Source organism: Flavobacterium sp. LHD-80, assembly GCF_030929605.1.
GTDB lineage: Bacteria > Bacteroidota > Bacteroidia > Flavobacteriales > Flavobacteriaceae > Flavobacterium.
Map to the genome: position 1 here is coordinate 194937 of NZ_JAVFVS010000004.1, position 13721 is coordinate 208657.

The window sequence follows — 13721 nt, forward strand, 5'->3', positions numbered from 1 at the left end:
TATGTTACTTAATATCGCATAGAAGAATATGAGCTTAACGCCATTAATAGCAAGACTTAAGAGAGTATTACTTCCTGTCGCTCTATGCGCAGTTTGCGCTATTGACAATGCCGAGAAGGTTTTCTATCTCTCTTCATCCTTCTATCATATATGTTACTTATTACAGATATGCAATAACACCAGAAATAGCAAGGGATACAGACGTATTTTGACCATAACTTTATGCGCAGTTTGCGCTACTCAAAAATGTTGGTCTAAAAATTTAACATAAATATTTTAAAAAATGACCCTACAAAGCACTTGACTATCTCATGATTTAGACCTATACTTGATAATAAAGAAATAACTGAGAGAATAACTCACTAAAATCCTTGGTTGCTGGGAGTCATGCCCCAGCTTCTCTTACCAAGTACAATCTAAGAGACAATAATCCATCCACGTGATGGAACGAGAATAAGAGAATATCACAATGAACCTTACAAATGATTACATTGCCTTTACTGGCGATACTGGAGACTTAGACGTGCTCCTAAATGATTACAAGCTGTCAGAATCAGCAATGCGTTTCCCAAACGTAAATTCTATCCTAATCCCAAAGAAAGCCGAATACAACCTAAGAAGATACTGCAAAGACTTGCTTAGAACCGTAGACCCAAATGTTGACATAGCCGTTGAAAAGTGTCTGGTGTTCCTATCCAACCTAGCAAGCACCTATTACACGGATTCCAAATGGAAAGCCCTTAACGCTACGATACTGCACGAGCAATCCAAAAATGGCGACAACACCTATATCTATACCAAGATAATCGACGTGTTGACCACTGGAACACGCACAGGTGCGTTTATCGAAGTTGACAAGAGCTATCAAGTGGGTTTCGAGTCCAAAAAGTTCCGATTAACCCAGACTTATCTAAAAGTGAGACTCGTTGAGTACATCATCAAGGATGCTGGGATTATCCAGAACCGCAATAAGATATACTATAAGCAGTTCTGTGAAGCCTTGGCACATCCAATCTGTTCCAACCTCATTAAGATGTATCCTAAGATTGATTTGCCGACCAGCGAAGAACTGCTCCTTATTGGAAAACAATTGGTCAACGAAGGTCGCACTACCAAAAAGGGCAAAATCCTAACCATGCGTAACAAACACAAAGACCACTATTGGTTAGATGTGAAAAACAGGAGCTTTGTTGAAGATAACATCAAGCTCTTCGAGTTCCTTACGGGGCGTGGTTTTATGATTCCCAGTGCTGGCGATATGTCAAGCGGTGGTCGTGTTGTGGATAGCTTTAGCCTTATGCCAGCTTGGATTCGGGAACAGATTACCATTGATGGAAAGAAACTGCCTGAGTTCGATTTTATCTGCTTGCATCCCAATGAAATCATCAAGTTATATAATGGTTCAGCAAGCTACCTCACACATCAAATGGTGGCTGAACGTACAGGAATTGACCTTAAAGATGTTAAGATTGAACACCTAAGCTTTTTCAATAAAAAATGGGACGATATGCGCAAATCTCCGTTGTTTGGTTACTATGCGACCAATGAGCCTGATATGCTAGCTAGAATCTACAAGGACAAAAACGAACATGGTCACAAGATTACCTCGCAGAAGATGTTTGCCGTTGAAGTGGATATTATGAGCGCAGTTATCAGGGATTTGAACGCTAAAGACGTTTATGTGCTGTACGTGTATGATGCGTTGATGTGTGAAGAAAAAGACAGAGAACTTGTAGCCCAGACCATGAACCGTATCATTCTGGAGCATGGAGTTAAGACAAGCGTTAAAAATGATTCCTTAGTAAGCAATGTTGATTTGATTGAATCAAGGCATGAGCCGGCAACGGCTCATATTTCAAAATATGCCTTGGATGAAATGGTAAGTCTTTACGATGTTTTGCCTCAATTGTCGTTTGACGTTGAAGACATTTTGAAAATCATTTCTGGGATTGATAACTCCAACGTAGAAATGGCTGAACTTATGGACTATTTTAAAAGACAGAATACTCAGCAAAAGTATAATGATTATGATGGAGTGCCGATAACAACTACCACAATTTCAAAATTAAAAAGTTTTATAAAACCTTAAATAACCAAATATGCGTTAATCCTGCTCCGCAGGATCGACGCATATTCATTATAGGAGTTTTAATTAATTTGTAAGCTATCGAACATTACATATTGAGTTCAGAAAGTAGTTCTGACATTTTAATATCTAGCGCATTACAGATTTTTAAAAAGATTTTAATTGAGAAATTCTGCTTTCCTTTCAATATACGTCTGATACTTGCTTCATCAATTTCACATGCAGATGCAAACTCCAAATTAGTTTTGAACTTAGCTTTAGCTCTGGCATTTATGTTATCACCTAATTTTATTAAAATTTCTTCTGACATCATTCAAAAGTCGAATAATACCGTTCTAAATCATCGGCATATTTGCCGAATTGAATTTTTTATGCTAAGTTTGCCCGAATTTTAACACATCCTAAAAACCAAAAAATGAATAATCCATTAAAAATTATTGTAAGGGGGTCAGTTCTTGTATTTGCACTTCTTTGCTTTGGGGGCTACATGTACAGTCTTCGTATTAACAATGAATACAGACAAGAGCATCCAAAAACAAAAAGCCTAGAAGACCTAAAAACATGGGCGCAGACAGCAATCGTTAAAGACTATTGCGAAAGATATTCTTATGTAAAAACCATTAACAACGAAACAAGCCAACAGCGGGAACTAAGCCGTGTCGATAACAGCAGATATTTGTATGTTCCGCAAATGGTTCGAAATGTCATTGAGGATAATGATTTACCTGACAGTTACGCTGACGAATTATTCCACTATGTTAACACAGAAATAGATAAATGCCAATAATCTAATCATTCCGACAGAGGTTGGAAGTATTGATAATACGATTTTTAAACTCTTAATATTAAATTTAAACAAATTCTATGAAAAAAATTTTATTACTGTTATTAGCCAGCTTCCTATTTATCAATTGCTCAAACTCTGATGAGTCTACTGATGATGCAAACAATCCAGTAAAGTCCTCGGCAATAAATTTCAAATTAAACCAAATCGAGTACGAACAAAACTACTTGATGTCTGATGTAAATTGGACAAAAAACGATAATACAACAACTAGTACTAATGAGTTTGAAATTACTGCATCCCCAAAAGTAAAAGGAAAGACTTCTGATATCTTAGAAATATTTAGTTTGACAATCAGGACAACAGATAAGGTCTTAGTTGTAAATAAAACATACAACTTATACACAAAAAAAACCTATTACTTTTTACCCCTAAATGACCCCTCACTTTGTTATAAAGAAGTAGGTCTTTGGAACACAGATGAAACATCTGGAACAATAAAAATCACTAGTTTTGATGGAAAAACCTTAAAAGGCGAATTCAATATTAGTAACTTAACCAATGATAATGGTTTTCCATTAGGTTACTGTGACGGTACTAAAATAGTAGAAAAAAGATTCAATATCACCACAGGTACATTTACGGCTATTCCCTAAACATGTAGCAACTCCATAAACAGTAAAAAGCCACTCCGTAATGAGTGGCTTTTTTTTGATTGAGTTCATGAAAGAACGCCTACGCTAGCTAGCAAGAACTTACTCAGCTTTATTCCTTTTATTCAAATTTTATAACATTCTTGTTTTGCCTCCATTCAGCAAGATTTTTTTTAAATAAATCATTTATATCTTCTGTAAAAAACCAATTACCACTATACTCAGTTTTCTTTAAAAACTCTTTTTTAAACTCTTTTAAAAGTTTATTAGCTTCACTTACAAAATCGTCACTCTTTAATATAAATTTTCCATCTTCGTAATATTTCGGTGTGTAATATAATCGACCCGCTTCGATTGTGCTTTCTTTCGATGGAATACATTTTAAAAACTCTACCACATATGATTTTTCAGGATTACATAGATAATAACCTTGCTTTTCAATAAATTTATATTCAGTTTGATTTGAATCAAACACAATCTCTATCTTACTTTGGTTTGATAAATTTTTTTCTTGTTTTATTTCGTCTAAATGCTTTATTAAGTTTGGATATAATTCGAAGCCTTTACTTTTAAAGAAAGCAACAAACCTTTCCTCGTCGTCATTAGAATGAAAAAAATTAATTTGTTTTGAAATCATAATTTTTAATTAATTATATGGAACAAATATCGTCCTATTGCTACCATTTGGCGCACCTTTTGTTGAATTATTTATATCTTCAATGGCTCTTCGCTCTCTCGCTACAGGTGTTCCGTTTTTATTTTGTTTTCCCACCTGAACATTTACGGTCTTCCCATCTTTTTTGGCGGTTATGTCTGTATAACGGGTATTTTTATGACCACCTTCCGTATTAACCCTTCTTTCCTTAGTTACTTCGTATCCTTTTTGTTCCAATTTCTTTCCATACTCATTTATTTTTTCCTGATGCTTTTGACCACCATTTTTTCCATTTGGATTAGGCACTTTTTTTTGAGAACCTTCTTCAACAGCTTTACCTTTGGTAGCATTCGAAAGTTTATTAAAAGCAGAAGCTCCTCTTGCTATTGGAATCGTTGATAAAATCATCGCTCCTTTTGCTTCTTTTGCCTCTGACATTTTTCTTGAATCACCAGCATGGTCTTTCGTGGGTGCCATAGCAGGCTCGGAAGCAAAAAGTAACATGGCAAGTGGAATAAATGGACAAATTGGACATCTACCATCTGGGTCAGCAAAGCTTACAGGATTATCATAACCATATCCATAAGGATTTAGATTATCTGGATTGTAAATTCCTCCTCCAGTATCTATTTTTGTAACTATTGCTTCTAAAACTTCATCGTCGTCATCTTCGTCAACTTGGCTGTCATCAAAATTAAACTTCAAATCGTTTAATAGCGGGTCAGGATTAATCCATCTACCAATTGCTGGGTCGTAATTTCGCCAGCCATAGTCATAAAGTCCAAGTCCCAGCTCGTCTTGGAACTCTTTTCCATTGTACTTATACTTATAGCCGGTCGACACATAATCATTATATCCCTTATGTTTCAAACCAAAAGGATAATAATTATTCTCTTCGATAATTTCAAGAACTTGCGTTGTCGGGTTTTTGGCATAACTCAAACGTATATTCCCTAAATGATCCTTATACTGGAAAACATAAGAAAGCGCTCCACTAGTGTTTTTCACATAACCTTCAGCAGTAGGGAAAAACTCCAAAACATTGTTTTTGTACTGAAAACCACCTAGATAATTAGTGTTGTCAGTAACTGTACCCTGTGTTACGATTTTTTCCAGTTTCTGTCCTGCTGCGTTGTAAATGTACTCAATACTGCCAGTTGTTCCAAATGTTATTTTCTTTGGAAGATTCAACTGGTTGTAAACTATAGCAGTAATGTTCTTGTTTTTGTCAGTAATCATATTGCCGTTGGCATCATACGTGTAATCATCGCCAGTTTTATTGACATCATTAAAACCACTTGTATTATTTGAACTATCTGTTACTTTGGAAAGCTGGTTTGAATTAGATGGATATGTATAGGCAAGATTATCTATAACAATAATACCAGTCTGCGGATCGATATCGCCGTTTCTAGCCAATGAAATTATATTGCCGTTTTTGTCATAAGTCAAATTCTCATCGTAGGCATTTGTTGTCAGACCGCTCTTTTCATATACAGCATTTTTTAATCGGTTCAGATTGTCGTATTTGAATCCGTAACCGCGGTCTGTGTTGTCTGCACCTGTTTTCCAGAGTGTTTCAGAGATATTTCCGTTGTACAATCCGGTTACACCTGCAATTGAAGCCAAAGGAGTATTGTAACTGATTTTGAAAGCAAAAAGATCTTTTGGCTCTGAACCCTGCTGCAGGTTTGCTGTCTTGTTGATTTCAGTAAGCCATCCTCTAATATTATAGGTAAAATCTACTTTCTGCAATGGACTTCCCGTGCTGTTTCCAACATTCTTGCTTGTTAATTGGCCTAATTCATCATAGGTGTTGGCCGCCATAAGCTGGACTGCGCCTCCATTTATTTGATGCGTGTACGTAAGCAGACGATCTTGAGGCGAATAAACAAAATCTTCTCTTATTGTAAGTTCTGTATCTCCAGAGGTACGTTTATGCTTGGCAATGGTATAAGTTGCTTTTCCTCCAAAATCAAGTTTAGAGTCGGTATAAGTATAACCTCCCAAATGATTTTGTTGATGTGTTCTTATTGGTCTTGACTTCGCATCATAGAAAGTAGTAGTTGTCTCTCCTGCAATTGAAGAAGCAGTTGAAAGCGCTCTTGTCCATGTACCTGAAGCCAGTCCTTTTATGTTTGCTAGAACAGTCTGCCCTTCTACTGCAGAAGGAACTGCCTGCGCACTCGGGAAGGTGTAATTATCATAATAATTGACTGTCAGCAGTTTGAAACTTATTGGTGTATTGGCGTTGGTGTAATAAGCTGCAATTCCGTCAATAGTTCCAGACGTCTGTTTGGTTTCGAACAAAGCTGCTGAATTCTGAGCTATCTGCAAAGTGTTTCTTGTTGAAGAGCTCACAGCCTGACTGCTCCAGCCCGTATAGATCGGTCTTCCAAAAGCGTCATATTTGGTAATCATCCAACCTACTGCTGTATCGTCCTTAAAAGGAGAAAAAGCTGGTCCGGTTGCGGCAGGTCGATCTAATTTATCATAAACGATAAACTCCCATTGTTTGCCTGGAAGTTTTTTCTCGACTAAACGATTTCTGTAATCGTATTTATACTGATAACATAAATCATCCAAGATCTGCGTATTGATAGTTCCTTCTGCTTTTGGAGGCAGTACATAAGTCAGGTTTCCGTATATGTCGTACACATAATACGTATCATGCTTCACTCCTGCGTCATAAGTTCTTTTCAAGACAACCTGTCCTTCCTTGTTTTTGAATTCTACTGTCGATCCTGATGTTTCGGCTGGATTTGCACTTGTATTTTCATCATAAGTAATGCTTTTATACAATTCGTTTTCAGCATAGTAATTTCCATCATCAGAAAAAGCAATATCGTATAATCCTGAGCCAGAATTCCACGTTGTTGTCGCTTTGTATAATTTTACCTCGCTGGCCGTATTGGTCTGATAGTCCATCTTTATTTCATGGCCTCCGCTCATGGCCCACGAAGTTCCCGGCGCAGCTTGTTTTAGCACTCTGCTTAACGGGGAAGACTCTAATTTCTTTTCTGAAAACGGGTTGGATGTGTTTTCATATTTTACGGTATTATAAAAGGTCACGGTATTTGCAGCTGCATTCGTTTCGTAAGCCATGTTGGTTGAAGTCGCCTCATAAGGAAGATATTCCTGAATCTGGCGGCCAAAATCGTCATAACCGATATGCGTGATAATATCTTTTCCTGAAGAAGACTGCTGATTTGCAATCTGCTGCATAGGTTTTCCCAATCCGTCAAAATAGGTAATATTAGTCTGGACTTTGTCGACTGCTGGTGAAACCAAAGGTGTTCCTGTTGGTTCTTTATAAGTTTTGCTGATTACATAATTGTGATCAGAAGATGGATTTGCAACATTTGAACAGTCAGGACTTGTACCTTGCAATAGTGGACAGTTGTCTGTATTGTCACGGACATAATTCCCGGCAGGAGCCGTGCATTGCTGTATAAAGCTCATAGGATCGCCTAATCCGTCCAAATCATTATCGGCATACCATTTTGTATTTGGATTTAAAGCAGCATCTGCGTCATTGCAGTCGGTACTATTTGTTACATATCCCGCGGGTTTTGTACTGTAATACACGGTTACACTAGGATTTCCAAATGTATCATTATCATTATCCTTGTAAAAAGTAGAAGGTGCAATATTAGTAATATTGGCAGTTGTATCGTTGTAATCAGAAGAATTTAGAACATAACCTTGTGGCTTCAAGCATTGTTTCAATGTTGGAGTTGCTGCCCCATAACCGTCTCCATCATTATCGGGATACCAGATTGTATTGGGATTCAGAGTAGCGTCTAAATCATTACAATCACTATTATTGCTGACATAACCATTGGGCTTGTTGCTGTAATAAACTGATACTGATGGATTACCGAAGGAATCCACATCACTATCCTGATAAAAATACTGCGGCGCAATGTTGGTGATATTTGCCGTTGTATCATTGTAATCAGATGAATTCCGAACATAACCTTGTGGCTTCAAGCATTGTTTCAATGTTGGAGTTGCTGCCCCATAACCGTCTCCATCATTATCGGGATACCAGATTGTATTGGGATTCAGAGTAGCGTCTAAATCATTACAATCACTATTATTGCTGACATAACCATTGGGCTTGTTGCTGTAATAAACTGATACTGATGGATTACCGAAGGAATCCACATCACTATCCTGATAAAAATACTGTGGCGCAATGTCTGTGATATTTGCCGTTGCATCATTATAATCGGATGAATTTCGAACATAACCTTGTGGCTTCGAACATTGTTTTAATGTTTGAGTTGCTGTTCCATAACCGTCCCCATCATTATCGAGATACCAAATCGTATTGGGATTCAATGTTGCATCCCCATCATTACAATCACTATTATTGCTAACATAACCATTGGGTTTATTGCTATAATAAACTGATACCGATGGATTACCAAAGGAATCTACATCACTATCCTGATAAAAATACTGCGGTGCAATGTTGGTGATATTTGCCGTTGTATCATTGTAATCAGATGAATTTCGAACGTAACCTTGCGGCTGCGAACACTGTCTCAATGTTGGAGTTGCTGCTCCATAACTGTCTCCATCATTATCGAGATACCAGATTGTATTAGGATTCTGTGTAGCGTCTGAATCATTACAATCACTATTATTGCTGACATAACCATTAGGCTTATTGCTGTAATAAACTGATACCGATGGATTACCAAAGGAATCTACATCACTATCCTGATAAAAATACTGCGGCGCAATGTTGGTGATATTTGCCGTTGAATCATTATAATCATATGAATTTCGAACATAACCTTGTGGCTGTGAGCATTGTATCAACGTTGGAGTTGTTGCTCCAAAACCGTCTCCATCATTATCGGGATACCAAATCGTACTCGGATTCAGTGTTGCATCCCCATCATTACAATCACTATTATTGCTGACATAACCATTGGGCTTGTTGCTGTAATAAACTGATACCGATGGATTACCAAAGGAATCCACATCACTATCCTGATAAAAATACTGTGGTGCAATGTCGGTGATATTCACCGTAGAGTCATTATAATCATTCTTATTTAAAACGTATCCATAAGGAGTATTGCAACTAACGGTTGTCACATTTCTGTCACCAAAACCATCACCATCGCTGTCGCGATACCAAATTGTATTTGGATTTAATTCCGCCATATAGTCAATACAATCCATAGGATTTGATACATAACCATATGGTTGCGTACAACTGTAGGCAATTACTCCGGCATTTCCGTATCCATCACCATCCTCATCGCGATACCATGGAGTATTAGGATTTAAGGCTCCATTCCCATCGTTGCAGTCGGCAGAATTAGATACATAACCGCCAGGCCTATAGCTATAGTATACATAAACGGATGGATTTCCATATCCGTCTCCATCTGCATCTTGATAAAAATATTGAGGAGCAATATTAGTAATATTGGTTGTTCCATCGTTGTAATCGGCACCATTTCCAACATAGCCTCCTGGTGGTATACAGCTGTTTGCTGCAACTCCAGCATTTCCATAACCATCGCCATCAGAATCCTGATACCATACCGTGTTAGGATTCAGGCCAGGATTTCCGTCGTTGCAATCAGATCCGTTTGTAACATAGCCTCCCGGTCTGTTGCTGTAGTATACATAAATGGATGGATTTCCGAAACCGTCGCCATCTGAATCATAATAAAAATATTGTGGTGCAATGTTTGTAATATTTGCTGTTGAATCATCATAATCCCCTGCATAAAGTATATATCCTCCTACAGCAGTACAGCTTTTTACAGTTACAGTCGAAGTTCCATATCCATCACCGTCTGCATCTTGATACCAAGTCGTATTGGGATTTATCAGTTCATTGCTGTCATCACAGTCTTTATTATTTGAAACATAACCTGCGGGCTTGGTATCGCTCATTACCGAGGAAGTAAAATGTCCATAACCGTCACCATCAAAATCACGATACCATTTATAGGAGCCACCACCCGGAGGAGGTGCGGCCATTGGAGCTGCAATTATTTTTTCATTTATCTGAGAATAGCCAAAGGATACCAAAAACAGCAAAAAGAAAGTAAAAGTAATTTTTTTCATAATTGTATTTTTAGTTTTTATAGTGGTATTGGTTCTCAGATAAAATTTTCCCAGCATTATCTTTTACTAGCTTCAAACGATTGAACTGATCATATTCATAATAGGTCGTATATCCTTTCGGGTCTGTAATTGTTGTTACTCCCACTAATAATTTATAAGTATAGGTTGTCATCATCGCGTTTGGAAGCGTGTTTCTTAAATTGTTCAATGCCGCAATCAAATTGGCTTCATTGCCTGAACTTGAAACTGTCTCCAAATTTGCTACTGATGATTCTACCTGTGCATAAGTTGCATTTTCTATTTTGGCAATCGGCTGTGTTTTATTGTAACCCCAGATTATGCAAACCGGAGTACCACTTTCTAAAGTGTACTGCAAAACATTTCCTTTATCGTCGTATTTGTCAAAAGTGACTTTTCTCTCGATGTTTCGGTTATCTAAAACTGCGGGTAGGGAATTAGGAAATTTTGCTGTGTAAATAGATTTAGGAAGCAGTATATTGCTTGTTGCCGTACTTTTTTCATATACAGTTAGCTGTTCTGAAAGCTTAGTTGCTCCATTGTAGGTCTGCGTATCAATTGGAGCTTCAACCATATTTGCAGTTTTCATATCATTTACAAATGAGAGGCCAGATACTTCAGGATCTTTTGCATAGAAAAATCTTGTTTCAACCGTTTCTGCTTTTGAATTTTTACTGCTTTGTACCGACAACTGTAAATGATCTGGGTTATTATAAGTATAATTTGTCACCGTCGTAATAGGGTTTGATCCATTCAAGTCATACTGAATTTCCGTACTGCTCTGTAGATAGCTCCAGTTGCTTTTGATGGTGAAGCTTTTTATTGAAAGATTTTCCAGATTGTTTGGAAAATAAACTGGTGCTCCTGCGGAGGCGCTAAAGCATGAATTATTTAAATATTGTCTGACATTGTTGTTTCCTGAAGCAAAACATTTGCCTGAAGGAAGCCATGTATTATGGGCATGAGTTGCTGTACAAGTATATCCAATATAATATGACTTGCCAATATCGCCAGATTGGCAATAATAAACTGCACTGCCTTCAGCATAAAGTTCAAAGTTTTTTCTGCATGAAAATGCAGTGACAACTCTCGCACTTCTGGCATCAAGGCTATATTGATTGGTTTTCTCGTTCACTTTCACAAGAGTACCCTGCGGTTTTGAATAAGTAATTGTTTTTAATTCATTTCCATGATCCCATCCATCGTTTACATTTGGAGAACTCTGAATGTCAGTGCCTGCCAAAAGATTGCCCGTTGTATTTTTGTTGATCCTGTATTGATGCTCTAAAGCTCCATTTTCATAATTATCGCCTCCGAAACTTTCAATTGCTTTTCCATAAACGACATTATTTCCTTGCTCATTAAAAAGCACAATGAAACTGCTTGAAGTTACAATCCAATCCCTTTTTTCATTAAATTGTCCAGTTATGCCACAGCCTCCTCTAATAGTTACTACATCTCCAAAAAAAGGCTTTGTCATCATAAGCTTTCCAGATGAATGTCTTGTCAATGGATCTGTTGAATCTGTATAATAATATGTTTTTTTGTTCTTAACAGTATTGTCATAGTGATAATCAGTCTGTTTTTTCACCCTTACTCCGCCAGTTATTATATCTGCCATAACAGTAACTGGAGCAGTAGCATAATAACTCATATCACAGTATGCTTTGGTGCATGGTGCATTCAACTGTATGATGCCTTTATAAGTCTTGCCTGCTGCTGCATGAAAATAAAATGTAGTCACACTATTTGTTATAGTAACTGCATTTCCTAAACTGGATTCAAGACCATTGCTGGTTAATTTGTAAAAATTAACCATTTGATTTGCCTGGACATCCAATATCTGAAAACTTGCAGTATCATGTCCTGTATTCATATTTGGTGCACAACTGTCATTAAAACTTGATTTTCCAGAAATTTTAATATCCTGCTGTATTGGCGAAATAATTTCTTTATAGCCAAATTCATTTCCAGGGAGCACACTCTCGCATCTTGCTGAAGTCACAGAAGGATAGGTTGTTTTTTCTCCGTAATAATCATTCGATTCGTAATCAATTTTTGTATATCCTTTTGTTGGATATATAATTTTAGAGAGCATTCCCTGCTGTGCATTTGCAGTTACTATATCGCGATCAGCACCATTATAAGTCATATTCTCTACTCCATATCCTCTTAATCCTGATGGTATAATATTCGTATTGTTTTTTCCATTATAATATCCATATAAATCCTGACCAAATGAAAGTCGGGCAGGAAAACTGGATTCATTCAAATATTCAAAAGCATATTTTTTGGCTGGATCCAGATAAACGATCTCTTTAAGAAAGGTTCTTTTATTTGGATTACTGGCGTAGCTAAAATTGATTTTTTCAATAACAGTTCCCTGATCATTCTTTAATACAATCTGCGAGAGCTTATTGAATCCTGTAATATCTGGATCAATAGTGCCGTAGGTAAATTCCAAATTCCCATTTTTTGGATTATTGGTTGTTATCTGCGTCACTCTTTTTCCAAAAATTTCCAAGTAATTGTCAGCAATGTTTTGAAGACTTAAAGAAGACTGATTGAACCCAGGATCTGAACAGGAAACAGCAAAATACCCAGTTGGAACTGTCAGCGATTGCGATTTTGATGATAGGTACTGATAATCATAGTTTTCATAAGCAAAATAAACTTCATCTCCTTTCGGATGCTTAATTTTAGTAAGATACCATGATGTGACACTTGCACCAGTTCCTCCTCCACCGCCACCTGTTCCTCCAGTTGGAAGTGTAGTTTCTGTAGCAAAAAAATAATACTGGACACCATCTGGAGCTGTTGCCATAAATCCAAAAGAAGAATCAATATTAAGATATTCGATCTTAATATTATTTGCTTTAAGCATCAATACCTGGCCTTCGCTGTCATATACAAATTGCCCTGAATAGCCATTGAAATTGAAACTGAATAAATCAGGCTCACTGTCTGCCATTGGGTCTCCAATTTTTTGATAAAAGTCATATTTATCTGCATTTATTCCCGGCTCTAAGACTTTTTCAGTTGGAAGCATGATGCCGGCATCGTCTTTTTTGTCACGAATAACACGATTGATAACTCCTCCCATGTTAATTCCCCAGCCTAACCCCACCTGACCAGAAGTGTTGTCAACTTTAATACCATCATTAGTGTAGAACATACTTATTGGCACTTCAATGTTTGAAGATTTAAAAGAGATGACTGGGATGTTTATATTTGTCGCTCCAGTAAACATGCCGACAGGCTGGTTACCGTATTTCCCTAAATCATAGGATACAGGAGAAGGAGGAATTATGTTAGGCAAGAATTTGCTCGAATCATTTGTCTGAGCATTTGCTACCAAAAAAGTAAAAAGAAAAAAACAGCCTAAGAATTTGACTGAGGATTTTATATTGATTTGATACATTT

At 37.1% G+C, this 13721-nt stretch carries 7 protein-coding genes; 3 read left to right on the forward strand and 4 right to left on the reverse strand.

The window, feature by feature from the left end:
- The first annotated feature begins 469 nt into the window (after window positions 1-469).
- Window positions 470-2089 (forward strand): hypothetical protein, encoded by a 1620-nt coding sequence (locus RB619_RS05460; protein WP_308095134.1) that lies wholly within the window; start codon window positions 470-472, stop codon window positions 2087-2089.
- An 85-nt stretch (window positions 2090-2174) separates the two neighbouring features.
- On the opposite strand, the gene RB619_RS05465 is transcribed toward RB619_RS05460, so the two are convergent.
- Window positions 2175-2399 (reverse strand): helix-turn-helix transcriptional regulator, encoded by a 225-nt coding sequence (locus RB619_RS05465; protein ID WP_308095136.1) that lies wholly within the window; start codon window positions 2397-2399, stop codon window positions 2175-2177.
- A gap of 102 nt (window positions 2400-2501) precedes the next feature.
- On the opposite strand from RB619_RS05465, the gene RB619_RS05470 reads away from it, so the two are divergent.
- A complete protein-coding gene (locus RB619_RS05470) occupies window positions 2502-2873 on the forward strand; it encodes a hypothetical protein (RefSeq protein ID WP_308095140.1) in 372 nt (123 codons plus the stop codon).
- Window positions 2874-2950: 77 nt separating this feature from the next.
- Window positions 2951-3526 carry a hypothetical protein gene (locus RB619_RS05475; protein ID WP_308095143.1) on the forward strand — a complete coding sequence of 192 codons (576 nt, stop codon included), beginning with the start codon at window positions 2951-2953 and terminating at the stop codon, window positions 3524-3526.
- A 118-nt stretch (window positions 3527-3644) separates the two neighbouring features.
- Here the strand turns inward: RB619_RS05475 and RB619_RS05480 are convergent, their stop codons facing one another.
- The 3 genes from RB619_RS05480 to RB619_RS05490 are packed head-to-tail and all read right to left on the reverse strand — an operon-like array spanning window position 3645 to window position 13719.
- The gene (locus RB619_RS05480) at window positions 3645-4160 is read right to left on the reverse strand and encodes a hypothetical protein (protein WP_308095145.1); all 516 of its coding nucleotides are present in this window, start codon (window positions 4158-4160) and stop codon (window positions 3645-3647) included.
- Window positions 4161-4169: 9 nt separating this feature from the next.
- The gene (locus tag RB619_RS05485) at window positions 4170-10280 is read right to left on the reverse strand and encodes a DUF6443 domain-containing protein (RefSeq protein WP_308095147.1); all 6111 of its coding nucleotides are present in this window, start codon (window positions 10278-10280) and stop codon (window positions 4170-4172) included.
- Between the two features lie 10 nt (window positions 10281-10290).
- Window positions 10291-13719: an RHS repeat domain-containing protein gene (locus RB619_RS05490; RefSeq protein WP_308095149.1), complete on the reverse strand. Its 3429-nt coding sequence runs from the start codon at window positions 13717-13719 to the stop codon at window positions 10291-10293.
- Between the last annotated feature and the right edge of the window lie 2 nt (window positions 13720-13721).

What these genes read in the sequence shown, in the direction of transcription:
- RB619_RS05475 (WP_308095143.1), top strand. Translation starts at nt 2,951, where the DNA reads ATGAAAAAAATTTTATTACTGTTATTAGCCAGCTTCCTATTTATCAAT.
- RB619_RS05460 (WP_308095134.1), top strand. Translation starts at nt 470, where the DNA reads ATGAACCTTACAAATGATTACATTGCCTTTACTGGCGATACTGGAGAC.
- RB619_RS05480 (WP_308095145.1), bottom strand. Translation starts at nt 4,160, where the DNA reads ATGATTTCAAAACAAATTAATTTTTTTCATTCTAATGACGACGAGGAA.
- RB619_RS05465 (WP_308095136.1), bottom strand. Translation starts at nt 2,399, where the DNA reads ATGATGTCAGAAGAAATTTTAATAAAATTAGGTGATAACATAAATGCC.
- RB619_RS05485 (WP_308095147.1), bottom strand. Translation starts at nt 10,280, where the DNA reads ATGAAAAAAATTACTTTTACTTTCTTTTTGCTGTTTTTGGTATCCTTT.
- RB619_RS05470 (WP_308095140.1), top strand. Translation starts at nt 2,502, where the DNA reads ATGAATAATCCATTAAAAATTATTGTAAGGGGGTCAGTTCTTGTATTT.
- RB619_RS05490 (WP_308095149.1), bottom strand. Translation starts at nt 13,719, where the DNA reads ATGTATCAAATCAATATAAAATCCTCAGTCAAATTCTTAGGCTGTTTT.